Raw genomic sequence first — 22,533 nt, forward strand, 5'->3', positions numbered from 1 at the left:
GCGTCGGAGATCGCCGCCCGTCTGATTATCCGCGCATTCTCAGGCCGCAGTTCCGGGTAGTGGCGTCTGATAGACAACGATCCGGGCATGGTATGGAACCCGTTCGTAGAGGTCGATCGCATCCTGGTTGATAAGCCTGACGCAGCCGGAAGACGTTGCCTTGCCGATTGATTTCCAATCCGGCGTGCCGTGCAGGCGATAGAGCGTGTCCTTGCCATTCTGGAAAATGTAAAGCGCGCGAGCTCCGAGAGGATTTTTCAATCCCGGCGCCATGCCGCCATTGGCGACGGAGAATTTTGCGAGGCCCGGTTGGCGGGCAATCATATCCGACGGCGGCTTCCAGCGAGGCCAATGCTGACGCCAGTGGATGGTGCCTTCGCCCTTCCAGGCGAAACCTTCACGACCGATCCCCACACCGTAGCGTATCGCCTTGCCGCCTGGCTGTACCAGGTAAAGGAAGCGCGATGCCGTGTCGACGACAACGGTTCCGGCAGGCTCGCCAGTCGGGTCCGTGACTTGCTGGCGATAATATTTCGGATCGATCTTCTGATAGGGAATCGCAGGGATCGTGAAATCGCCATCCTGGAGCTGCGCATAACGCGCGGCGATTTCAGGGGAAACTGCGGGAGCGGAGGCGACCTCGGGAGTGACTTCCGGCTCGACGAGCGGCTTGGTCGATGGAGTGACCGGTAGCGGTGTCTGTAGCTGTGCTTGCTCACCGGGAGCTCCTTGCGCGCCGGGCACTGTGGAGCAGCCGGCCAGCGTAGCAGAAGCGGCCAGCGAGCCGAAAATGAAAGTTCGGCGGGATAAGGAGGATGAAATGCGGCTCATGAGGATTGCGATGGCGTTGTTAACGAATAAGGCGGGCGGGTGAATCTGTCGCCCGACCCGTAGATTTGATTTGTGGCTGGATTAGACCAACAAAAGGTGGAATGGCAAGTCCTTAACAACTTTTAAGCAGTCTGACCAAGTTGTGAACGCAGGCTCGGCGTACCGCTCTTCGGTCTCGCCTTGAACGCCGGATCTTCATCCAATCGATATCGCTCGGATCCCACCTTGCGCTCTATACGGGAAGCGCACATGTAATGTTTCGGCAATCTTTGGCATGTCAGTGGGGAAGGGGATGGCAGGGTGCTGTCTTCTTTATGGAGAGGCCATTGCGGATCTTGCTACTTGAGGATGAACCAGAGATGGCTCAGGCTTTGCTTGAGGCGCTGAGGCGCCGCGATGTGCTTGCCGACCATGTCCGCACGATCGCGGATGCCGATGCCATGGCCCGCGTCGGCACCTATGATGTTCTGGTCCTGGATCGCCGTCTGCCGGATGGCGAAGGCCTGGACCTGGTCGCAGCGCTTCGGCAACGCAAGCATTCGGTGCCGATTCTTGTCTTGACCGCTCTCGGCAGCGTCGATCACCGCGTCGATGGGCTGGACAGCGGCGCCGACGACTATCTAGCCAAACCCTTCGCAATCGAGGAGCTGCTTGCCCGGTTGCGGGCGCTCCAGAGGCGAGGCCCCACGCTCTCCGACAAATATCTGGATTTCGGCAATCTGAGCGTCGATCCCCGGAGCAACGAGGTCTCCATTGCGGGGTCGGTGATCGAGTTCCCACGACGGGAATATCTGGTGCTGGAGGCATTGATGCGCCGCCCGAACCGCATCGTCACGAGGTCTAACTTGATCGAGTCGGTCTATGCATTGGAAGACGAAATCGGGTCGAATGCGCTCGATGCCCATATTTCACGAATCCGAAAGAAGCTTGTTATGGCCGGAGCCGCGGTCGAGATAAGAGCTGTGCGAAACATCGGCTATCTAATCCGGGCGAAGGCATGAAGGCAGAACGCAGCCGATCGTTGCGATGGGGGCTGATAAAGCGCCTGATCCCATTGCAGGCATTTCTTCTCGTTCTCTTTGTCGTCCTTCTCGTCGGCTGGATCTGGATCATCAATCCGGAGCTGGAAGACGGCAATGAACAGGCCGTTCGCATCGTTGCGGAACATGTGGCAAGGGATACTGACGGCCGGCTGCAGGTGATCGAGGCGCTCGAGATCACGGAGCTGAAGCGTCGTTCTCCTGAACTGTGGTTCATCATTCGCGACGCCGATGGATCCATCTTCCAATATGGAGAGGCGCCAGCGGCCCCGCTCAGGGAAAGCTTTCCCCGGACGATCGATCGGGCGAGGGTGGAGGTTGGCAACGGAACCCATGCCACACTCGAAAACCGGGACACGCCGATCGGCAAGCTTCAATTCGTCGCCGCGACCGAACGGGGCTTTCCCAATGAGGGTCTCAATGTCTGGATCAACATCCGCGTCGACGTCGCGAAGGATGCTGATGGGCAAACCCCCTGGTTTAGTGTCTTGCCGGCTGTGGGATTCATTATTCTCATTGCTGTCGTGCCCATGCTCGCGCTTACGGGGGTGGCCACTTTGCTCGTGACGCCGCGTGCCGTTGGTCGATCATTGAGTGGGCTGGTGGAAACGGCAACAAAGGCACAGACGATCGACTTCGATACCCGGTCTGCCCGCCTCGATCGCTCGAAAGTGCCGAACGAGATCATCCCACTGGTGGATGCGTTCAACCAGGCCCTTTCCAAGCTCGACGAAGGTTATAATCGACACAATCGCTTTCTCGCCGATGCGGCTCACGAGCTGAGGACGCCCATCGCGATCGCGCGAACTCGAGCCGATCTCCTTCCCGAGGCCGAGGTCAGTCAGCAGCTTCGAGGCGATATCGACCGCCTTTCGCGCGTTGCCCATCAGCTTCTGGAGATGCAGGCCATAGGCGTGGTCGAGTTGCGCGCGGAACGGAAGGACCTGAACGTGTTGGTCGAAAACATCGCCGTTGATCTTGCCCCGATCGCAATGGATGTCGGTTATGATTTCGAATTCGAACCCAGCCCGGAGGAGGCCGTCTTCGTCATCCAGACGTCGACGATCGAAATGGCGGTGGTGAACCTCATTCGAAACGCGATCGACCATGCCGGCGGCAAGGGCGCGATCGTCGTCAAGGTCGGCGCCGCCGGCACGATCGATGTTTGCGATCAGGGCCTGGGCATACCGCCGTCGGAGCGCGACCGCGTTTTCGAACCATTCCGCCGCATCAACACCAGCTCGTCCGGCGCCGGCCTCGGTTTGAACCTGGTCAAGCGAGCCGCTGAAATTCACGGCGGCAGAGTGTCGTTTTTCGACACCAATCACGGTTTTTGCGTGCGGCTGGAGATCAGATCGATCGCCCCGTCGGTGGTGGTCGATGCCGATCGACGAGGCGGCAAGAGCCGGCGATGAATGCCCTTGAATGGCTTCGACAGGCACACCGTGTGGTCTGCTATGGCGAATGGGGCTTTTGTCAATGCAGCTAAGGCGATTCTATCGCCCTAGCTGGCTACAGAGGGCAAAGCCTCCGATTTCGGCCTCGCAATGGTTCGCTGGATCATGGGGGGCGATCACAACAGGGTTGCAATTCCTGAATGATCATTGGTCGGCTGCGCGTGCTTTAGGAGGGATTTAGCAAAGCCTGCAATCCGGCGAGCTGATAGCACCAGAAGACGGCATACGTCCGAAGAGGCTTGGGCGCGTGCGGCTGACCAAATTCGTCAGCTCCGCCTCGACATTGATCGCCTGGTCGAAACACCTTACATCGGCACATCGCGACCGGATATTCACTCCGGCATCCGCTTTCTACGACGGCACAGGGCCGTTATCTGGTTTCTACCTGCAGACGATTACCGTTGCTGCAATTTTCTTCGGTGGCCAGGATCTATCAGGCATATGTTGGCGCGCATGCTGCAAGGGTAGAGGCCTCAATAGCAGCCTCTTAGCCTAGTTTATCGCACTCGCCACGACCATCGGCTTCTGGATGATGTCGACCCAGCGGCCGGTGTCATTGATCGCCTGGCGCTTGAGGAAGTGATACGGCGTCTGCGTCCAGCTTTTCACCTGATCGCTCAGATTATCGAGAATGAAGTCGCCGCGATCGGTGCGCACCGTGACGACGGCGTGACCCTCGCCATTGGGGAGGCGCACCACGGTGATCAGCAGATTGGCAAGCGATATGCCCTTTTCCATCAGCTCTCGGCGCTTCTCGAGAGCGTAATGCTCGCAATTGCCCATGCCATCGTCAGGATAGTTCCAGTATTGCACCACGCCGTAGTGATCGAAATCGCTGATGGGCTTGACCCATTTGTTGACTGAGGCATTGACCTCGACAATCTCGTCCCAGGTCTTTTGCGTGATCTTGACGGGACGCAAGTCGCTCGGATGGATCGAGCATTCGTCTGGCCGTCGCTGGCAAAAATCATAATGTCCTATCGGCTGAGAGGTTATCGAACCTGTCGACATGACCGGGCTTGGAGCCGCCGAGGCGCCTGCCTCCCAGGCGATTACCGTGCTTGCGAAAATCAAGGCAGAAAGAATGCTCTTGCCGATAGAAAAGAGCTTGGCTGGCCGGACGACGCAAAACATACAAACGCCTTTGCCCAAAGGAACAGTGTTAACGAACTGTTAAGTTTTGCAGGCGGTGAAGTCAATTTGGCCCGTCGCCGAGCGGCGCCAAATCTTAATAGATGGTTAACGTCAAGGACGCGCTGGGCGCGATCGTTGCGGGCCTCGTCCGTAGGTGGCGATAGACACGACCGTAGACGCTGCTGCGCCTGAATTGGCTGACGGGGCGAAAGAGGCGGTTGGACATCCGACTGCAGGTCGCCGTGGCGGAGTGGCCGGAGTCGTTCGCCGAGATGCTGGATCGCGGGGGGCTGCGGCCGACCTCGGCGTGTGTTCGCTTATCAAAGGTAGTTCGAGGCAGCTTCTTTCTCGAAAGGCCCTGAATTACGCCTCAAACCAACCTAATAGGCCCTGAATCCAAGACCTTTCGAATTTTCTTATCGACAGCCAATCTCTTGCCGCAATCGGCGGGCAATAGCGCCGCCTCCAGCAGGTTCGGCCTGCGAGGAATGCAGGACCGGACGCGGAAGCGTTCCAATTACGAGGAGCGAACCCCCTTTCGCGGGCCGGTCCTGTTGACCCAAGCAAAATCATTTGGCGGCTTGAGGATCGACGGCTGTCTCGTTGCCGTTGCCGGTCGCGTATGCGCCAGACAGGTTTGCCGAGCTGAGTAAGCCCCTCACAGCCGCGGCCCGCCTTCAATCCTCGACATTTGGAAGCAGGATCGTCAAAAGCCCGATCAGCGGCAGGAATGCGCAAAGCTCGAACACGAACTCGATGCTGGTCCGGTCCGCCAGGGCCCCAAGGGCGGCAGCTCCGATGCCGCCCATGCCGAAGGCGAAGCCGAAGAACAGGCCCGAGACCATGCCGACGCGGCCGGGCATCAACTCCTGCGCATAGACGACGATTGCCGAAAATGCCGAGGCGATGACGGTGCCGATGATGGCGCTGAGGATCACGGTGACTTCCAGGCTGGCATGCGGCAGGACGATCGTGAACGGCAATATACCGAGGATAGAGCCCCAGATGACCTTCTTGCGGCCGATGCGGTCGCCCACCGGGCCGCCGATCATGGTGCCGAAAGCGACGGCGGCGAAGAAGACGAACTGGCAGAGCTGCGCCGACCGTTCGGAAAGCCCGAACCGGTCCATCAGGTAGAAATTGTAGTAGCTGGTGAAGCTCGCTAGATAGAAGTACTTCGAGAAAATCAACGCGATCAGCACGGCGATGGCAATGCCGATACGCGTACGCGACAGGCTGAGCGCCTTATGCTTCCTGCCGGATTTTGCCGGAGCGCGAAGGCTTTGCCCATGCATGTGATACCAGCGGCCGAGACCGCTGAGAATGAGGATGCCGATGAATGCGAGAATGGCGAGCAAGGCCATGCCGCGTTGCCCATGCGGCAGGATGAAGAACGCCGCCAGCAATGGGCCGAGCGACGTGCCGAAATTGCCGCCGACCTGAAACACGGATTGTGCAAAACCATGCTTGCCGCCGGATGCCAGGCGCGCGATGCGCGACGCCTCCGGATGGAAGATCGAGGAACCAAATCCGAGCAGGACCGCGCCCATCACCAGAACCGAATAGTTCGGTGCGAACCCCAGCGTCACCATGCCAGCGCAACTGCAGGCCATGCCGAAGGGAAGGGAATAAGGCTGCGGCTTGCCGTCGGTGTACCATCCGACGAAGGGCTGCAGGATCGATGCGGTCACCTGATAGACGAATGTCAGCACGCCGAGCTGGGCAAAGCTCAGGGCAAAGCCGGCTTTCAGCACCGGATAGCTTGCGGGCAGCAGGGACTGCGTCACATCGTTGATGAAATGGCCGAGACTGGCGACCAGCAGGATCGGGTATATGGTGGTAGCCGCGCGGGGCGCGTTCATGACCTGGCTCATGGCACTCGCTTTCAATTCGTCTTCCGCGCTGATATTGAAAGAGCCGATCGCCCGCCACCGCGATTAGGCGCAATTATTACGAGACTGGGCCAAAATGGTCAGGAACAGCCGGATCGATCCTTTCATTGATGTCGAGCGACCGCTCCTGGCGCTCGGCAACGAATACGCGGATGGGCATCGCGTCGATCCGCATCAGCATCGCCGTGCGCAGCTGCTCTACGGTTTTTCCGGCGTGGTGCTGGCGACCACTCCGAACGGTACGCACGTCATGCCGCCGGAAAGGGGCATGTGGATTCCTCCCGGCGTCACCCACAGCGTCCGCATGCTCGGCAATGTCAGCATGCGCAGCATCTATATCGAGCCGCACGCCATAGAAACGATGCCGGATCACTGCCAGGTAGTTGAAATATCGCCGTTGCTGCGGGCCTTGATTGCCGAAGCCGTCGATATTCCGGTCGAATATGATCCGAACGACCGCTCCGGTGCGCTGATGGCGCTGCTTCTGTATGAACTTGCCCGACTGAAGCCGCTGCCGCTTTCCCTGCCTTTGCCGCGGAACCCTATGCTTGCGCAGAAATGCCAGGACTTCCTTCTTCATCCGACTGCGCATGATACGATCGATACCTGGGCGAAGCATCTGAGCATGAGCCGGCGTGCGTTCACGCGGATGTTTCGCCTGGAAACGGGCCTTAGCTTCGTCGAATGGCGCCAGCAGGCTTGTCTGCACGCAGCGCTACCGCGGCTTGTCGCCGGCACGCCGGTGACGACAATCGCGCTGGATCTCGGCTACAAAAACCCGGCTGCTTTCACATCGATGTTCAAGCGCGCCTTTGGCTATGCGCCGAGAGAAATCGCCCGCCGGCAGGAGTTATACGATACCCTGCGGGACGATCGTCGCTGAGGTCGGTAGAGCCTGGTCACTGTTGCTGCAGAGCAAGCCTTAAGCCAACGGCCATGTAGATCGCCCCGACGATCTTTCCCTGCCACCGGCCAACCTTGCTATGACGGCGAAGCCAGCCGCTGATCGAACCGGCTCCGACCGCCAGAAGCGACGTCACGCATATGCTGAGCCCGACAAAGATGGCGCCCAGCAGGGCAAATTGTCCGATGACCGACCCGCTTTCCGGGTGGATGAACTGCGGCAGGAAGGCCAGGAAAAACAGCGCAGTCTTGGGGTTGAGTATTTCGGTAAAGAACCCCTGCCGAAAGGCGCGCATGGGGGTCATTGACTGCGCTGTCAGCATGTCCAGGATCTCGGCCTTCTCGCGGAAAGCCTTGAACCCGAGATAGATCAGATAGGCAACGCCAGCATATTTGACGATCTCGAACGCCAGCGCCGACGTGGCTAGCAAAGCCGACAATCCGAACGTTGCCATCATCGTGTGGAAGAGATCGCCGACGGCAATGCCGAGGCCGGTCGCAAGTCCCGTTCGCCTGCCGTCGCTGACGGCCCTTGCCAATGTCAGGAGGGTCGCCGGTCCAGGAATGACCATAAGCCCCAGTACGACGGCAATATAGGTTGTCAAAACACCGAGGCTGATCATCGATCTCTCACAATTCGGAAGGTTTGTCGCGAGAGCGGCGCTTCTGCCCCAGTTCCCCGCGGAACCGGAGGCTAGACGCTTCCGCCGCTGTCCGCAACGGTTGTCTTCCGAAATCCGTCCGGTCGGGCGTCACGGTTTGACGGGGCGCGTCATCGCATTCTTGATGCCGCACTCCTTTAATGCGTGTGGCGAGGCGAAGCTGCCGAGAATGCCAAGTGAGACGATGAGGGCAATGCCGCCTGCCGCGTCGACGCCGCCCAGATGACGGGTCGGCAGGCTCCAGAACACGCCGCCTTCAGCCTCAGCTTGGCGTTGTCGATGGGCGAACTGGGGGCGACGGTGATGATCTATCCCCAGGCTGGGTCACCTTGCCGGTCAATATCTTCGTGCTTTCGGATCGCGGCGCGATTTTCGATGCCGCAACGCCGACGATGACCCTTGGCGCGGCGACGTTGATCGTGCTTTGGCGACTGTCGCGTCGCTGACATGTTTTGCGTTCGATGGAAGCGAGTTGCCACGGTGGATTCAGCGACCTATTGAAGTATATCCATGCGAATTCAGGGTGGGACTATCGAGAATGCCGTCTGTTACGCTTGCGCAAATGAAGGCCGTCGACGCACTGGCACGCACCGGAAAGTTCTCGCGTGCAGCCGAGGATCTGGGAATCAGCCAACCCTCGGTTTCCACACAGGTTCAGTCCTTCGAGGAGTTGTGTCGTACCCGCGTCTTCATCCGTGATGGTCACAATGTCAGCGTGGCGCCGTCGGCGATGGATTTGATCGCCAAGATCAGGGTTACGCTGAAATGCCTCAATGAGGTCGATCGCGTGATTGCCGACACGACGTCGCTGAACACCGGCACGATCTCTATCGGCTTCAGCGCCCATCGGCTCATCATGCCGGTCCTTACGGCATTCGTTCGGCAATTCCCATCCTTGCGCCTGACGACGCGCGGCGGGCCGTCGCTTGAGCTTGCCGATGCGGTGCTGCGCGGCGAACTCGATGTCGCCACTATTTCGCAGGTCGCGCCGGATAGCCGTCTCTCATCACTCTTGCTGCATCAATCCCGCGTGGCGATCTATGGCCGCAGGGGAGATCGCAGGCTGGAGAAGGGCCGGCTCACGCTCGCCGATCTCGACGGTCAGGATATGGTCCTGTGGAACAAAGCTTCCGGCACTCGCACGCTGCTGGAACACGCTGCCGGCAAGCTGGGTATCGGGCTGAGGCCGGTTCTCGAAGTAGCAACGCTTGACGTCGCCTATGCCGCCGCTGCTGCCGGCATCGGTTTGGCGATTTCCATCGAAGGCGAAGTTTCATCAGATGATCATATCGAGGTCGTGCCGCTGGTGGAGCCGGAGCTGGCCATCGGACACTACCTCGTCACCCTGCCGGAATGCCGCGACCACGCCGCCATCCAGGCCTTCTTTGATGTTGCCAAGGAACACGCGTTTGAAGTCGGTGGCGGCTTGCCTTCGGTTTGAATCTATATTCATAGGATAATCATATAATTTATGAGAATTTATAATTGCGTCATATGATTTCGCTAAGCTCTGCCCTATAGACTGGCGGCCACGGTTCAGGGTCTGCCGAAGAAAGGGTGATGTGATGGCGAATGGATATGATCTTGCGGTTGTCGGTGCAGGAATTGTCGGCATCGGCGTGGCGCTGGCCGCCGTGCGTCAGGGCAAGAAAGTCGTCGTCATCGAACGCAATGCCAAGGCAGTCGGTGCCTCCATTCGCAATTTCGGTTTCATCACGGTTTCAGGGCAGAAGGCTGGTGCCCATTGGGAGCGTGCCATGCGTGCTCGCGACATTTGGGCTGGGATCGTCGACGAAGCGGGCATCGCCGTCATCCATCACGGGTTGGTGATGCCGGCGCGGCGTTCCGAGGCCGCCGTCGTATCAGATGCCTTTCTCAAGACGCCGATGGGCGAAAAGTGCCGCCTGATGACCAAGGCCGAAGCCGGCGATCTCGTGCCGAGCCTGCGTCTGGATGGTGTCGAGACAGTTCTTTACAGCCCGCACGAGTTGCGGGTCGAATCCTCCGAAGCGCTGCCGAAACTTGCTGCCTGGCTCGAGGCTCGGCACAAGGTCGACTTCCTGTGGAATACGGCCGTTCGGAGCATCGAAGGGACGCGGATCGAGACAAGCCACGGCACAGTCGAGGCGGATGCGATGGTCGTCTGCCCTGGCGATGATTTCTCGACGCTCTTCCCCGATGTCATCGCCAAGCATTCCCTGACGATCTGCACGCTGCAGATGCTGCGGGTCGCGCCGGCCCAGCCGAGCCGGTTCGGCGTCGCTGTCATGTCGGATATGAGTCTTGCCCGCTATGAAGGTTTTGCCGCCCGGCCGGAGGCGGAAGCGCTTGCAAAGCGGCTCGATCTCGAAGAGGCCGAAAGCCGCGCCGCCGGCATTCATCTGATCGCCGTCCAATCGGCCGATGGCTCGCTCGTCGTGGGCGACAGCCATGTCTATGGCAACGCGCAGCAGCCCTTCGCCAGCGAGCGCTTCGACCGGCTGATCCTCGACGAGTTCGACCGGGTATTCGACCTTCCGGGCCGCACGGTCGTCAATCGCTGGATCGGCACCTATGCCTCCTCGAAGGAGCGGACGGTGCTGGTGGAGCGCCCCGCAGACCATATCCGTCTCGTCATGGTGACGGGCGGAACAGGCGCGTCGACCGGCTTCGCCTTGGGCGAGCAGGTCATCGAGGATCTCTATGCTTCAACATCTCGTTCTTGGGAGTGAAACCAGTGAGCCAATTGAAAGCCGTTGTATTCGACTGGGCGGGAACCGTCATCGATTTCGGGTCCTTCGCGCCAATGGGCGTGTTCGTCGAGGCGTTCAGCCGCTTCGGCATCGAAGTTACGATCGCGGAAGCGCGTGAGCCGATGGGCCGGCCGAAATGGGACCATATCGACGCTATGCTGAAACAGCCGCGCATTCGCGAGCTATGGGCTGCGCGTCACGGCAACGCGCCGACGGCGGCGGATGTCGACGCCGTCTATGAGGTCTTCGTTCCGATGAACGAGGAGGTGGTGCACAGATTCGCCGATCTGGTGCCCGGCACGACAGACGTCGTGGCATCGCTGCGTCAGCGCGGCATGAAGATCGGCTCGACGACGGGCTACACCCGGTCGATCATGGAGCGCGTCCTGCCGCTTGCGAAGGAGCAGGGCTATCAGGTCGACAATCTCGTCTGCGCCGGCGACCTGCCGCATGGCCGGCCGACGCCGATGAACATGTACAAATGCTTTCTCGACCTCGACGTCTGGCCGGCGCATGCGGTGGTCAAGGTGGACGATACCGGTGTGGGCATCGAAGAAGGTATTGCAGCCGGCTGCTGGACGGTCGGCGTCGCATTGAGCGGCAACGAGGCTGGTCTGACGCCGCAGGAGGTCGCCACCATGGCACCGGACGCACTGGCGAAAGTGCGGGAGCATGCATCCGGCGCACTCAGCAAGCACGGAGCCCACTATATCGTCGACACGGTCGCCGATCTGCTGCCTGTCATCGATGATATCGAACGTCGGCTCGCCGCTGGGGAGCGGCCCTGACTTTTTAAGCGCGCTGCCCTATCGCATGAACGCCCGAGCTAAGGATTACTCGGCCGCAGGCTTGAAGTTGGCTTCTTTCCCTGCCGGTACGGGATGCAGTTGTATCTTGCCGTGCTGGAAGGGGCGAAGCAGAAATTCTCTGAAATTCTGCGGCTCACGCTTGTTCGGCAGGCCGACGTCGGGCCATTCATTCGCCTTCGGGTAATATGCCGTGCCGAACAATATGTCCCAGATTGCGGATCCGCTGCCGAAATTCTTGTTGAAGTGTTGCCGCTCGACCGAATGATGAACGCGATGATAGCGGTTGTCGGGAAACAGATAGCGGATCCAGCCGAGGTGCAGGCGTGTCGAGCTGTGCTCGAAGTAGCCTTGCCAGCGGACGAGGAATACCCAGATCCACGGGACATATCCCTGCTCGAAGCTGAACAGCAGCGAGACGGGGATGATCAGGAAGGGGATCCGGAATATTTCCTCGCTGAAGTGATGGTTGCTGTTAAACGCGCTCATCTCTTCCAGCGAATGATGCTCTGCATGGAAACGCCAGAAGAATTTGTTGCTGTGTTGAAGCCGATGAAACCAGTAATAGAAGAATTCGCTGGCTTGCAGCACGATCAGGGACGCCACGATCCCGCCCAGGGCCTGCGGCAGCCAAAAGCTGGAGAACTCCGATAGAAACCTAAGGTCGATATGGAATAGCGGTCTTATGCCGATTTTTTCCCATAGCCTGTAAAAGAGCGTGAGGCTGACCTTCGTGATAACAATGTTGGCGACGCAGAAGACAGCGCCGCGGACATGCGACATATACGTGTATTTGGATTTCGGGAAAATAAATTCCGCGGCAAGCAAAATCATTGCGACAGGAAGAATTTTCCCCGCATAGTCCTCGGTAAGTGCCATAGTTTGAGATAGTATATCAGTATTCAAGTGGCGATCCGGCAGAGATATAATTTACCTAGCCTTATTTACATTAGGGGCGCCTTTTCTTCAATTTAAACGTAAAAAATTGGTTAAGACCGATATTGTTCTGCCGCTTTTGGATGTTGCTGCTGCTCACAATCTTCCCTGGGTTGTGTTGAGCGCAAAACATCCGGGTCTGCTGTCCGGGGCAAACCTTCCATCATCCGTTCAGAGGCACCTTGCCGGCATGGCCCCGAATGAAGTGCGCCTTGCGACGCACAGTATTGAGGGCCATTCTCGAGACGAGTTGCGCTGATGAGCTCAAAAGCCTCTTATCGAGCCGTCGGACCAGACTATATTACCGCCGCGGATCGTGCTGCGCAGCCGCGGCACCCGGCCCCGCTCGGCAATCACGAGATCTGCGCGCAGCCCTTTAGCGATCTGGCCGCGGTCGTAGAGACCGAGCGCCTTTGCCGGATTGGCGCTCGCCAATGCGACCGAGGCGGCGAGGCCCCCCTTACCGATTTCCGCAAGAGCGATAACGGCCGGAAGGATGGCTGATGGATGGTAATCGCTCGCGAGGATATCCAGCACGCCCGCCTCATAGGCCTCGCGCGCTGAAAGATTGCCGGAGTAGGACAATCCTCGCAGGGCATTCGGAGCGCCCATGGCCGTCGCCAATCCCAGCCGCTTGGCCTCGGCTGCTGTCGCGACATTGATCGGAAACTCGCTGATTGCGGCGCCAAGGCCATGCAGAAGCGTGACCTTCTCGATGGTGTCGTCATCATGGGAAGCAAGCACCACGTCGCTCTCTCGTGCGAGCTCCGCCAGCCCGTTGATGATATCTATGCTGTCGCCGTGTTCGCTGCGGGCAGCCATGCGCTGCTTGACCAGCTCCGCCGCCTTGGTCTCGCTGATCTTCCTAGCTTTCGCCGTGTTGGCGATATGCAACTCGATATCCCGGTACTGGCCCTGGCCCGGCGTGTGATCCATGAGTGAAATCAGGTGGAGTGCACCAGCGTCGATCAGAGCCTTCGCCTCTTTCAGGGCGGGCAGGAAGGTCACTTCGAAGCGGCCGTGGACACGGTGGTCGATCAAGAGTTCGTCTCGCATCGATGCGAGCGTTTCGATCATTGCTCGGGTATGCTCCACGGAGCGGACATGGCCATAGGTGGCGGGCGTAAACGCAACCGCCGCATAGGCCGTCGTCACGCCGCAGGCGGCAAGCTTCTTGTCGAGGTCGTAGACGCCAAGTTCGATCGGCATGCGGACATTGACGCGAGGCTCCACGTCTTTCTCGATCATGTCACCATGCATGTCGACAAAACCGGGAAGCAGAAGCCGGCCACGGCCATCTATCTCTGCCCCTTCGACCGGTCTCTCGCTGATATCAGCGATCAACCCATCCTCGATCCTGACGGCGCCGCGCTCGATAACATGATCCTGCAATACAATTTCAAAATTACTCAGCCACATCGTCCTGCTCGTCCTTGATCTTGATGGCTTCCAGATGCAATTCCCGGTCGATCAATGCCCTTACATCTTCTGGATGGTGAAAGACACCGATCATTGCAACGCCGGATGCCTTGAGCTGCGCCAGCCGTTCAACCAGCGCGCGGCGGGCGGCATGATCGAGCGATGCCGTCGGCTCGTCGAGCAGCAGCAGGCGCTGCGGCAGGATGAGCGCGCGGGCCAGATTGACCTTCTGCTGCTCGCCGCCGGAGAAGGTCGAGGGATAGGCTGACCAAAGCTGCCTCTTCACACCGAAGGCATCGAGCCAGCGCCGGGCTTCGCTCAACGCCTCTGAATGCGCCGTGCCGGCGAGCCTCAGCGGCTCGGCGACGATCTCTTCGGCCGCGACGCGCGGACGCGCGTTGAGAAACTGCGTGACGAAGCCGATTTCCCGGCGTCGCAGCACGGCGATATCGACATCGGCCGCGGTCGCCAGATCGATGACACCTTCCTGCGTGTGATAATAGACGTGGCCGGCGCGGGGCAGGTAGGAGCGGTAGAGCGTGCGCAGCAGCGTCGATTTGCCCGCGCCGTTCTCGCCCTTCAGCAGAATGAACTCGCCCGCATTCAGTTCGAAATCGATATTCTCGAAGGCAAACAGCGTGCGCTTGAGGTGGTGCATCTCGAATTGCTTCGAAAGGCCCTCGACGCGCAACACCGTGGGCTGGCTCTGGCGGGCGGAAACCTGAATGTTCATCTTTCGCTCCCTCTCAAAGCTTGGCGTGAACGAGCTGCTGCGTATAGGCGTGTTGCGGATCCTGGAAGATCTGGTCGGCAAGACCCTGTTCCACCACCATACCGCGCCGCATGACGATAACCCTGTCGGCCATCGTGCGGATGACACCAAGATCATGCGATACCAACACCATGGTGATGGAACGCTCGCGTTGCAGCCGCTTCAGCGTATCGAGGACGAGCGCCTGAACACTGACATCGAGGCCCGTCGTCGGCTCGTCGAGCAGCAGCACGGCTGGTTCGAGCGCAATCGCTTTGGCGAGCTGCACGCGTTGCTGCATGCCGCCGGATAGCTCTTTCGGCCTGGCATCCATGCGCTCGATCGGGAATTCGGACGCGTTAAGCGACTGACGCGCCCGGTCACGCAGTTCTGCGAAGTTGTGATTGCCGGCAATCAGCAGGCGTTCGGCGACGTTGCCGCTGCTGGTGTGGTTCATCAGCAAGCCAAGATGCGGGTTCTGGTAAACGATGCCGATGTGATGTGCCCTCAGCATCCGCCGCTCGAAGCGATCGAGCGTGAAGAAGTTGCGGCCCTCGTGGCCGGGAAGGGCGAGATTGTAGGTGCCGGTATCCGGCGTATCCTCGAGGTTCATCATCCTCAGAAGCGTCGACTTGCCGGAGCCGGATTCCCCGACGATGCCGAGAACTTCGCCCGGATAGACGGTAACGTCGACGCCACCGAGCGCCGTCACGTCACCATAGTTGCGGGCAATGCCGCGCATCGTCAGGATGGGCTGCGCCATCATCAGTCGGGGCGGCTGGCGGGTCAACTCTGTTGATTGAGTGGGATCAAGCGTGACCATCAGTCCATCTTTCCATTGTTGTACCATGTTTCGCCGATCGCGACCGGTTCTGCTTCCGATTTTCGGATGTGCTTGACGCCGAAGTGGCTGTCGGACAGCTCGTATTGCGAAGAGCCGTCGTCCTGCGGAAGTTCGTTCATGAAGAAGCCCGTGACGTTGCTGCGGTAGCAGGTCTTGTCCTGGTGATCCTCGACGCGATACGGGACGTCGTCGAAGACCAGCGGTTCGACGCTCGTATAGGGCGGCACGGCAAAGATGCGCTTCTCTCGACCGGCGGACAGGATCGTCAGATGGTCGGCCTGATTGAGCTTGGGCACGTCCCAGCGCGGTATAGGCGACGGCGTCATGACGTGGCGGCCGTTGACCATGCTCGGATAGCTCGATCCCTGCATGATACGCCCCGATTTGACGAGCTGTTCGTAGAGCACGAGCCATAGTTGCCCGTAATCGGCATCGCCATGCATTTCGCGGGCGACGGACAGGTCCGGCTGGACGGCGCGCAATGGTTCCGGGTCCGGAACCTGCAGCACGAGGATCTGGTCTTCGCGCAGTTTTTCTTCCGGGATGCGGTGGCGGGATTGGATGATGGTGGCCGCCATCGTGTCTTCCGTCTCGACCGCTCCGCCAACGCGCCCGACGAATTTGCGGATGCTGCTGGCATTGACCGAATCGTCGGAGCCCTGATCGATGACCTTGACCACAGAGGTCGGCTTTAGAAGTGTCAGCGTCACCTGCAGGCCGCCGGTTCCCCAGCCGCGGGCAATCGGCACCTCGCGGCTGGCATAGGGCACCTGATAGCCCGGCACCGCAATCGCTTTCAGAATGCGGCGACGCATTTCGCGCTTGGCGGATTCGTCGAGAAAGCCGTAGTTGAAAGCCACCCAAGGCTTCGTCAGTTCCTGAAGTTTCACAGTGCGACCTCCTCTTGCCGGGCGGCAAGCTTCTCATCATCGGCGGGTTTGGTGGTGGCAGCACTCCTGTCCGCCTTGACCCGGCGCAGCGCATCCAGGCTCGACTGGAACGTGACATAGTGCGGAAGCTTGAAGTGGATGCAAAACCCCGAGCTTTCGACCGGTTCGGTGTGATATAGGACGAATTCCTCGTTGGCGGCTGGATGCGGATTGGGCTGGGTGGAGGCGAGATCGAGCGTCGCAGCCGCAATCACCTTCACCTCATTCCACCCGAAGGTGGCGGAGAAGCCCAGCTCCAGCTCTCTCGCCTTGGATATGACTTCGGTCTGGCTGACGCGGACGCGGCCGGCGCTGAAGACGGTGCCGCAGGGGTGACGCATCCGGACCGGTGCTTCGGCCAGACGCAATTCGTTGACCGTCGGATGCACGGAACTGTAGCCGCGCATGGTGGCATAGCCGAGCGCCAGGGTTCCCCCGGTGTCGGAGCGCGCGAGGCTCTGCAGCTTGTGTGCTCTGGTCGCGGGGAAGAGCAGCGGCTCGCGCGTCAAATCGGGAATGTCGTCGGGCGCGACGGATTGGGCTGGATGCTCGGGAATGAGGCCTTGCGCTTTCTGCCAGCTGGTTAGAGACAGTTGGGTCGCTGGAGCCGGTTTTGCTGCCGGAATAACCGGTTCCGGCACATAGTCTTCGCCCTTCAACACGTCGACCTGCAGCAAGCGGTGCGAGTAGTCGAGCGTGGGGCCGAGGATCTGGCCGCCCGGGATGTCCTTGAAGGCGGCCGAGATGCGGCGAACGGTGAAGAGATCTGTCTGGCCAACTGGTTCGGCGACCGCGATACGAGGCTGCGTGGTACGATAGGCGCGCAGCAGAAGGATCGCTTCGTAGAGATCGCCGCCTGCTTGAGCCAGCGCCAGCGCGGCGAGATCGGGCTCATAGAGCGATGCCTCGCCCATGACACGGTCGATGAGATAAGGGAGACCGGTGCGGACGGCTTCGACGCGCCCGCGGGTAATCGGACCGAGATCGCTGCGGAAAAGTCTCTCCGCCTGCTCGATGGCATATTCGCCGCCGCGGGTTGCTACATAAGCCATCACAGCACCTCGATTTTCGTTGAACGGGGAATGCCGAGCAGACGCTTGCCATCGACCAGATAGAGATCCCAGCCGAGCGGATAGCGGATCGCTTTCGCACGCATCTGCCAGAAGGCAGGATCGACGCCATCGATATCGATCGTGACGCTGTCCTTGATACCGGGACCGGAAAGACGCAGTCGCTGTCCGGCGCCAAATCGTGCGGGGACAAACAAGGTCGCTGCATCGTCCGGATAGGCGAGGCTGCCTATGCGCAGCGAGGCGAGGGCTTTGACTTTTGCGGGGGCGTCGATTGCCGCGAAGACATAATCCGCCTCGGCAAGCGGCGTCGGGCGGGCGCCAGTTGCGGCCAGCAAGACGCTCAAAGAGGCGTCGTCTTCGCAATGGAAGCTGCATTCACGATCGAGCAGGCTCTCCGCGAGACCCCAGAAGCCTTCTCCCGACATGTCGCGCGGCTGGCCGGGTCGGCTCAGAGCCCACATCAGATCTTCGAACGTGGCGTTGGTGCGAGTATCGTCCGCGGTCGGTACGAGGGAATGTGCCATGGTCAGAATGTCTCCATCTGCACGCGGGTCGCTTCGACTTTTCGCAGCAACTGGCGGTTTTCTTCCCGTTGGCGGTCGCTTTCGGCGTTCAGAAGCTCAAGGATGATGTCGGCGCGATGATTGCTGGCGATGGCCGCATCGATGATCGCCATTGCCATGGCATGCTCGAGATCGCGGCCAATAACGGCGCCGTAGCCTTCGGCGGATCGTCCCGGCACGCGGATATGCGCTTCGGACACCAGGACTTCGCCCAGATGAAAGGCGGTGCCTTGGACGGTATCCGTCAACGGAAGCATCACAAGGCCAGTGCGGTTGACGACAACGTCGACGCCGCCGAGCGTGTCGAGCAGCTGTTCGGCGGTCGCCTTTATGCTTGCCGGACGGCTCGCAGCGAGAATCTCCAGAGCCTGCGCATGGGCATAGGATGCGCCGACCGGATCACCAGTCTTCTCCTCAGTCATCATCTTTTCCTTGGCACTTAGGGGTCGCTTAGGTCGGTGGTAGCTCACCGGAAACATTCGGACGACTACTATAGTCATCCGAATGAATTGTCCATCACGTTTTGCTTTGAGAGGCGAGATTCCTCGACCCGCGCGAAGCGCTCAGTCGTCGCGCTGGCGTAACCATTCGGCCGTGATGCGGCTTGCGTCCCATACGGCTGCCGCCGGCGTCTGCCCTTGCAGCAAAGCGAACAGAAAAGCGCCCGCGAAGCGGTCGCCCGCGCCGATCGTATTTGCCGTATCGATCCTCGCCGCCGGTTCGACCTCTACGGCGTCCGAACCGTCGAACAGTGTGATCGGGCGCGGCCCGTCGGTGAGTACGAGCATCTTCAGGCGTGAGCCGGCGATCTGGCGCGCGCGCTGCCAGGCGAGCGCGAGATCGTCGGAAACGTCGTCACGAGAGGAGATGACATAGTCTGCCGGGCGAGGCGTCGCGGGCTTGAGCGGAAATTGCGAGACAACGAGCGGCTGGGCATTGATCTGATCCACCAGGTCGTCGTCAAGAGCAAGGGCATTGATATAGACGCCTGCGCTCGACAACTTCCCCGCGGCCGTTAAAGGATACGACCGCCCCGCGGGAGCGATGATCGTCCGCTCGCCGTTCGGCTCCAGGAAAATTTCCAGCGGCGCGGTTTCTCCCGTTGCCATCACTATGTATTCGGTGTCGAAACCGGCTTCGGATAGCGACTTGAGCGCCGCCTGTCCTTGCTCGTCCAGCATCAGCCGCGAAACGACGGCGACGTCGGCTCCCAATTCCAGAAGCTGCTGGCCGGTATAATAAGCTCCGCCGCCAAGCCGGGTTATTCTGGATGAAAACTGCATCCGGCCGCCCCGAACCAACGGGGCATCCAGTTGCCATATACGATCGTGATTTACCGATCCGATTACGATGACTCGGGGCATGCTTTGCCTATCTGTCGTCAATGCCTGGTGCCAGTGCGTCCACGATGAAACGCTGCGCCAGCAGGAAGATCAAGAGAACGGGGACGGTCGACAACAGGCTTGTCGCCATCAATGGACCCCAGGCTCGCTCAGCTCCTTCGAGATCGGCAAAGACGGCAATGCCTGTCGTCAGCGTCTTCTTGAAGGCGTCGTCCAGCACAAGCTGGCCCCAGAGATAGATGTTCCAGGCGCCCATGAAGGAAATCACCGAAAGGGCCGCGATTGCCGGGATGACGTTCGGAACGCCGATTTCGATGAACTGCCGCCACAGGCCGCTTCCGTCGATCCGTGCCGCCTCGAACATCGAGCCGGGCAGCGACCGGAAGGCCTGACACATGTAGAAGACGTAGAAACCGATATAGGGAATCGACGGGATGATCATTGCGCCATAGGTATTGAAGGCTTGGAGCTTTACCACGGCGATATAGGTCGGGAGGATCGCCAGCACGTTCGGAAAGGACATGGTGGCGATGACGAACCAGAACAGTGTCTGTCTCCCCTTGAACTCCAGCCGCCCGAAGGCGAATCCCGCCGGGATCGCGAGAACAAGCTTTCCGACGGTGATAAGGGTTGCCGTGAGGACGGAATTCCACAGCCACATCCAGATGGGATGGCGGCTTGCGGCTATGGTGAAATTCGACAGCGTCGGATTTTCGGGCCAAAGGCGCACGGACTTGGCCATGATCATGTCATTGGGCGTGAAGGCTGCGGACACCATCCAGACAAGCGGAAATACGGTGACGATGCAGATTGCCATGAGCACGAAGTGCAGCAGCAACCTGTGAAACTTATGACCGATACCGTTCATCTGTAATGCACCCGCTTTTCGCTGACGCGGAACTGCAGCCATGTGATGGCGAGCACGAGGACGATGATGATGACGGCGACGGCGCTTGCCGGCCCGAACTGGAAGAACAGCAGGCCTTGTTGCCACAGGAAATACAGAAGGCTCGAGCTTCTGCCTGCCGGTCCACCGTGGGTCAGGACATCGATGATGCCGACGATGTCGTCGAGGACATGGAAGAAGGTCGTAACGCTGATGAAGAAGGCAGTTGGCGTCATCAGCGGCAGGCTGATGCTGAAGAAATGTCGTGTGGAGCCAGCGCCGTCGAGCTGTGACGCCTCACGCAATTGTTTCGGCAGATTTGCCAGCGCTGCCAGCCAAAGAAGCATATTGAGGCCGAAGGTCTTCCAGAAGGTCACCAGGCTGACGCAAAACAACGCAAGGTTCGGATCCGTGTGCCAGCGCGACGGCGGAAAGCCGAAATATCCGAGAACTTCGTTGAAGAGACCGTTGACGGGGTTGAACAGCCAGGACCAGGCAACACCTGCAACGGAATAGGCGACGATCGTCGGCAGGAACAGGCTGCCGCGATAAAGCCCCTGCAAGGGATTCTTCCGCACCGAATGCAGCATGACGGCAAAGATCAACGGGATGACGATCTCGGCCGGGATCAGGACGACGCAGTAGAGCAGCGTGTTCCATGCAGCCATGCGGAAGTCGGGATTGTCGAAAATCGATGCGTAGTTATCGACGCCGACAAAGCGAATGTCTGCCGACAGCAGATTCCAGTCGACCACCGATAGCAACATCGAAGCTATCAGTGGACCATAGAGAAATATCGCCACGGCAAGCACGGCCGGCCCCACGAACAGGTAGGGGGCCAGCGATCGGAAACGGAATGGCATGATGCGGAGCCTATGCCGAAATCAGTCCTGCAAGCTCGTCGTGAGCGCCCTTGATGCCGTCGGCAACCGTCGTTTCCTTGAGCAGCATGCGTGAAACCCACTTGCGCCATACGGCCTGACCTTCGAGACCGCGCTTGCCCGGCCAGATCGTTTCCGCGGTCAAACCGTCCGCCAGTTGCGCGGCTGCGGGCTTCATGAATTCGTTGATCAGCGGAATGTCGTGTTGCGACGTGTTGAGATAGCCGGTCTGGGACCACAGTGCCTGCCCTTCCTTCGAAGCGCAGAATTCGAGGAAGGCAAGCGAAGCTTCCGCCTGTTCCTTGTTCCGCGTGTAGACGGCAAGGAAATTACCGCCGCTGTTCATCTTGCGCGGATGTCCGGGGAGGCCGGGGAACTTCGTCGTGATGGCCTTCGCGGCTCCGAACGGGAAGGTGATGGCCAATGTCGAGCTCGTCGTGCAGATGGCCAGCGCGCCCGACTGGAACGCAGCGACCTGCTCCTTGTCGCTGACGGGCAGCCAAAGGCCCTCATGGGCGGGAGCGCAATATTCGCTCATGCCGACAATTGCTTCCGGGCTATTCAGGGACAGCTTGCCATCGGGATTGATGATGAAGCCGCCGGCGTTCTGGATGAAAGACTGGCTCGTCCATTCGTTGTTGGACAGCGAAATCGGCGAACGGTAGGTCGGATGCTTTCCTTTGAGCGCGGCATCGAGCTTGCGTGCGCTCTCGTAGAGCCACTTTGTATCCGGCGTTTCCGGCAGGTTGGGATCGAGACCCGCGGCCTTCCATATTTCGCTGTTGATATAGGTGATCGGCGTCGACATCGCCCAAGGAAGGCCGATGACTGCGCCATCGACGGTGACGAGCGGCAGTACGGACGAACGGAAATTGGCAAGGATCGCTTCTGCTTTCGCGGCGTTGATCTCGCGCAGATCGCGGGCGCCGAGCGTGCGCTTGGCGAAATAGCCGAACTTCCAGCCGGTGACCATCATGGCCGGCGGGCGGCCTGCGGCAATGCTGGCGACTGCTTTAGCGGTGACTGCTTCGTAGTCGCCGTCGAACCGGTTGGTAACGGTTAGGCCGAGATTCTTTGCGTTGAACGCGTCGACGACTTTCTGGAAGGGCTTGTCGGGACCCCAGGTGCTCGAAATTTCAATCGCCGCATCGGCAGACCGGGCTTTGCCGGTCATTGCGATCGATGTGCCGATGACTGCGGTCGTGCCCGCGATGAATTGCCGACGATTAAGCGCTACCATTATATCCTCAATATTCGAATGATTAATAAAACATCCGAATATTTATCTAGTGACGGCAGGTGACATGCGTATGAAGATCTGATGGCCTAACGGTAAAAGATCAGAGGCGAATTTCACTTCTGCAGCTATCTAGCGGGCACCGGTCATGAGACGGAGATTGAAAAGCAATGCTGGAGCCGATATATGACATTCGAATGACATCAATAAATTC

General features: G+C 59.6%; 23 protein-coding genes and 1 pseudogene. 7 read left to right on the forward strand and 17 right to left on the reverse strand.

Annotated features, from left to right (window positions below; all coding sequences use genetic code 11):
• Positions 1-39 precede the first annotated feature (39 nt).
• Positions 40-831 carry a L,D-transpeptidase gene (locus tag QD409_RS10120; RefSeq protein ID WP_430762603.1) on the reverse strand — a complete coding sequence of 264 codons (792 nt, stop codon included), beginning with the start codon at positions 829-831 and terminating at the stop codon, positions 40-42.
• 326 nt (positions 832-1,157) lie between these two features.
• On the opposite strand from QD409_RS10120, the gene QD409_RS10125 reads away from it, so the two are divergent.
• From QD409_RS10125 to QD409_RS10135, 3 genes and pseudogenes are all read left to right on the forward strand, one after another.
• Positions 1,158-1,832 carry a response regulator transcription factor gene (locus QD409_RS10125; protein ID WP_092844743.1) on the forward strand — a complete coding sequence of 225 codons (675 nt, stop codon included), beginning with the start codon at positions 1,158-1,160 and terminating at the stop codon, positions 1,830-1,832.
• Entirely contained in the window at positions 1,829-3,286 is a 1,458-nt protein-coding gene (locus tag QD409_RS10130) for a sensor histidine kinase (protein WP_092844741.1), read from the forward strand. Before QD409_RS10125 ends, QD409_RS10130 begins: the two co-directional genes overlap by 4 nt.
• 273 nt (positions 3,287-3,559) lie before the next feature.
• Positions 3,560-3,796: pseudogene (locus QD409_RS10135) on the forward strand (type II toxin-antitoxin system RelE/ParE family toxin); the annotation flags it as partial.
• A 24-nt stretch (positions 3,797-3,820) separates the two neighbouring features.
• On the opposite strand, the gene QD409_RS10140 reads toward QD409_RS10135, so the two are convergent.
• Together QD409_RS10140 and QD409_RS10145 are read right to left on the reverse strand one after the other, a co-directional pair.
• Positions 3,821-4,462: a transglutaminase-like cysteine peptidase gene (locus QD409_RS10140; RefSeq protein ID WP_430762604.1), complete on the reverse strand. Its 642-nt coding sequence runs from the start codon at positions 4,460-4,462 to the stop codon at positions 3,821-3,823.
• A 677-nt stretch (positions 4,463-5,139) separates the two neighbouring features.
• Positions 5,140-6,351, reverse strand: coding sequence for an MFS transporter (locus tag QD409_RS10145; protein WP_430762605.1), 1,212 nt, complete (start codon positions 6,349-6,351; stop codon positions 5,140-5,142).
• Positions 6,352-6,430: 79 nt separating this feature from the next.
• On the opposite strand from QD409_RS10145, the gene QD409_RS10150 reads away from it, so the two are divergent.
• A complete protein-coding gene (locus QD409_RS10150) occupies positions 6,431-7,237 on the forward strand; it encodes an AraC family transcriptional regulator (protein WP_430762606.1) in 807 nt (268 codons plus the stop codon).
• Between the two features lie 16 nt (positions 7,238-7,253).
• On the opposite strand, the gene QD409_RS10155 is transcribed toward QD409_RS10150, so the two are convergent.
• Positions 7,254-7,880, reverse strand: a complete 627-nt coding sequence (locus QD409_RS10155; protein WP_430762607.1) for a LysE family translocator — start codon at positions 7,878-7,880, stop codon at positions 7,254-7,256.
• Between the two features lie 129 nt (positions 7,881-8,009).
• Positions 8,010-8,168, reverse strand: coding sequence for a hypothetical protein (locus QD409_RS10160; RefSeq protein ID WP_430762608.1), 159 nt, complete (start codon positions 8,166-8,168; stop codon positions 8,010-8,012).
• A 289-nt stretch (positions 8,169-8,457) separates the two neighbouring features.
• Between QD409_RS10160 and QD409_RS10165 the strand changes: the two genes are divergently transcribed.
• The 3 genes from QD409_RS10165 to phnX all read left to right on the forward strand — a co-directional run bounded on the left by QD409_RS10165 (position 8,458) and on the right by phnX (position 11,439).
• On the forward strand, positions 8,458-9,360 hold the full coding sequence (locus QD409_RS10165) for a LysR family transcriptional regulator (protein WP_430762609.1): 903 nt from the start codon (positions 8,458-8,460) through the stop codon (positions 9,358-9,360).
• A 124-nt stretch (positions 9,361-9,484) separates the two neighbouring features.
• On the forward strand, positions 9,485-10,630 hold the full coding sequence (locus QD409_RS10170; RefSeq protein WP_430762610.1) for a TIGR03364 family FAD-dependent oxidoreductase: 1,146 nt from the start codon (positions 9,485-9,487) through the stop codon (positions 10,628-10,630).
• Positions 10,631-10,635: 5 nt separating this feature from the next.
• A complete protein-coding gene (phnX, locus tag QD409_RS10175; protein WP_430762611.1) occupies positions 10,636-11,439 on the forward strand; it encodes a phosphonoacetaldehyde hydrolase in 804 nt (267 codons plus the stop codon).
• A gap of 45 nt (positions 11,440-11,484) precedes the next feature.
• Here phnX and QD409_RS10180 read toward each other — a convergent pair whose 3' ends face one another.
• The 12 genes from QD409_RS10180 to QD409_RS10235 all read right to left on the reverse strand — a co-directional run bounded on the left by QD409_RS10180 (position 11,485) and on the right by QD409_RS10235 (position 22,322).
• Positions 11,485-12,363: a sterol desaturase family protein gene (locus tag QD409_RS10180; RefSeq protein WP_430762612.1), complete on the reverse strand. Its 879-nt coding sequence runs from the start codon at positions 12,361-12,363 to the stop codon at positions 11,485-11,487.
• A 294-nt stretch (positions 12,364-12,657) separates the two neighbouring features.
• Positions 12,658-13,812, reverse strand: coding sequence for an alpha-D-ribose 1-methylphosphonate 5-triphosphate diphosphatase (locus QD409_RS10185; protein WP_430762613.1), 1,155 nt, complete (start codon positions 13,810-13,812; stop codon positions 12,658-12,660).
• Positions 13,799-14,545: a phosphonate C-P lyase system protein PhnL gene (locus QD409_RS10190; RefSeq protein WP_430762614.1), complete on the reverse strand. Its 747-nt coding sequence runs from the start codon at positions 14,543-14,545 to the stop codon at positions 13,799-13,801. Before QD409_RS10190 ends, QD409_RS10185 begins: the two co-directional genes overlap by 14 nt.
• 13 nt (positions 14,546-14,558) lie before the next feature.
• A complete protein-coding gene (locus QD409_RS10195) occupies positions 14,559-15,386 on the reverse strand; it encodes an ATP-binding cassette domain-containing protein (protein ID WP_430762615.1) in 828 nt (275 codons plus the stop codon).
• Positions 15,386-16,297: an alpha-D-ribose 1-methylphosphonate 5-phosphate C-P-lyase PhnJ gene (locus tag QD409_RS10200; RefSeq protein ID WP_199146820.1), complete on the reverse strand. Its 912-nt coding sequence runs from the start codon at positions 16,295-16,297 to the stop codon at positions 15,386-15,388. The genes QD409_RS10195 and QD409_RS10200 overlap by 1 nt, the downstream gene beginning before the upstream one ends.
• Positions 16,294-17,388, reverse strand: coding sequence for a carbon-phosphorus lyase complex subunit PhnI (locus QD409_RS10205; RefSeq protein WP_430762616.1), 1,095 nt, complete (start codon positions 17,386-17,388; stop codon positions 16,294-16,296). Before QD409_RS10205 ends, QD409_RS10200 begins: the two co-directional genes overlap by 4 nt.
• On the reverse strand, positions 17,388-17,933 hold the full coding sequence (gene phnH, locus QD409_RS10210) for a phosphonate C-P lyase system protein PhnH (RefSeq protein WP_430762617.1): 546 nt from the start codon (positions 17,931-17,933) through the stop codon (positions 17,388-17,390). The genes QD409_RS10205 and phnH overlap by 1 nt, the downstream gene beginning before the upstream one ends.
• A gap of 2 nt (positions 17,934-17,935) precedes the next feature.
• Entirely contained in the window at positions 17,936-18,394 is a 459-nt protein-coding gene (gene phnG, locus QD409_RS10215) for a phosphonate C-P lyase system protein PhnG (protein ID WP_430762618.1), read from the reverse strand.
• Between the two features lie 141 nt (positions 18,395-18,535).
• On the reverse strand, positions 18,536-19,255 hold the full coding sequence (locus QD409_RS10220; RefSeq protein WP_430762619.1) for a PfkB family carbohydrate kinase: 720 nt from the start codon (positions 19,253-19,255) through the stop codon (positions 18,536-18,538).
• An 88-nt stretch (positions 19,256-19,343) separates the two neighbouring features.
• Positions 19,344-20,183 carry a carbohydrate ABC transporter permease gene (locus QD409_RS10225; RefSeq protein WP_245297925.1) on the reverse strand — a complete coding sequence of 280 codons (840 nt, stop codon included), beginning with the start codon at positions 20,181-20,183 and terminating at the stop codon, positions 19,344-19,346.
• Positions 20,180-21,064 carry a carbohydrate ABC transporter permease gene (locus tag QD409_RS10230; protein WP_430762620.1) on the reverse strand — a complete coding sequence of 295 codons (885 nt, stop codon included), beginning with the start codon at positions 21,062-21,064 and terminating at the stop codon, positions 20,180-20,182. Before QD409_RS10230 ends, QD409_RS10225 begins: the two co-directional genes overlap by 4 nt.
• Before the next feature lie 10 nt (positions 21,065-21,074).
• On the reverse strand, positions 21,075-22,322 hold the full coding sequence (locus tag QD409_RS10235; RefSeq protein WP_430762621.1) for an extracellular solute-binding protein: 1,248 nt from the start codon (positions 22,320-22,322) through the stop codon (positions 21,075-21,077).
• Between the last annotated feature and the right edge of the window lie 211 nt (positions 22,323-22,533).

It is taken from the genome of Rhizobium sp. BR 315 (genome assembly GCF_050577975.1).
Lineage (GTDB): Bacteria > Pseudomonadota > Alphaproteobacteria > Rhizobiales > Rhizobiaceae > Rhizobium > Rhizobium miluonense.

Excerpts from the sequence above, each read along its gene's own strand:
- QD409_RS10120 (WP_430762603.1), bottom strand. The coding sequence starts at position 831 with ATGAGCCGCATTTCATCCTCCTTATCCCGCCGAACTTTCATTTTCGGC.
- QD409_RS10130 (WP_092844741.1), top strand. The coding sequence starts at position 1,829 with ATGAAGGCAGAACGCAGCCGATCGTTGCGATGGGGGCTGATAAAGCGC.
- QD409_RS10140 (WP_430762604.1), bottom strand. The coding sequence starts at position 4,462 with ATGTTTTGCGTCGTCCGGCCAGCCAAGCTCTTTTCTATCGGCAAGAGC.
- QD409_RS10150 (WP_430762606.1), top strand. The coding sequence starts at position 6,431 with ATGGTCAGGAACAGCCGGATCGATCCTTTCATTGATGTCGAGCGACCG.
- QD409_RS10155 (WP_430762607.1), bottom strand. The coding sequence starts at position 7,880 with ATGATCAGCCTCGGTGTTTTGACAACCTATATTGCCGTCGTACTGGGG.
- QD409_RS10165 (WP_430762609.1), top strand. The coding sequence starts at position 8,458 with ATGCCGTCTGTTACGCTTGCGCAAATGAAGGCCGTCGACGCACTGGCA.
- QD409_RS10170 (WP_430762610.1), top strand. The coding sequence starts at position 9,485 with ATGGCGAATGGATATGATCTTGCGGTTGTCGGTGCAGGAATTGTCGGC.
- QD409_RS10185 (WP_430762613.1), bottom strand. The coding sequence starts at position 13,812 with ATGTGGCTGAGTAATTTTGAAATTGTATTGCAGGATCATGTTATCGAG.
- QD409_RS10190 (WP_430762614.1), bottom strand. The coding sequence starts at position 14,545 with ATGAACATTCAGGTTTCCGCCCGCCAGAGCCAGCCCACGGTGTTGCGC.
- QD409_RS10195 (WP_430762615.1), bottom strand. The coding sequence starts at position 15,386 with ATGGTCACGCTTGATCCCACTCAATCAACAGAGTTGACCCGCCAGCCG.
- QD409_RS10205 (WP_430762616.1), bottom strand. The coding sequence starts at position 17,388 with ATGGCTTATGTAGCAACCCGCGGCGGCGAATATGCCATCGAGCAGGCG.
- phnH (WP_430762617.1), bottom strand. The coding sequence starts at position 17,933 with ATGGCACATTCCCTCGTACCGACCGCGGACGATACTCGCACCAACGCC.
- phnG (WP_430762618.1), bottom strand. The coding sequence starts at position 18,394 with ATGACTGAGGAGAAGACTGGTGATCCGGTCGGCGCATCCTATGCCCAT.
- QD409_RS10220 (WP_430762619.1), bottom strand. The coding sequence starts at position 19,255 with ATGCAGTTTTCATCCAGAATAACCCGGCTTGGCGGCGGAGCTTATTAT.
- QD409_RS10225 (WP_245297925.1), bottom strand. The coding sequence starts at position 20,183 with ATGAACGGTATCGGTCATAAGTTTCACAGGTTGCTGCTGCACTTCGTG.
- QD409_RS10230 (WP_430762620.1), bottom strand. The coding sequence starts at position 21,064 with ATGCCATTCCGTTTCCGATCGCTGGCCCCCTACCTGTTCGTGGGGCCG.
- QD409_RS10235 (WP_430762621.1), bottom strand. The coding sequence starts at position 22,322 with ATGGTAGCGCTTAATCGTCGGCAATTCATCGCGGGCACGACCGCAGTC.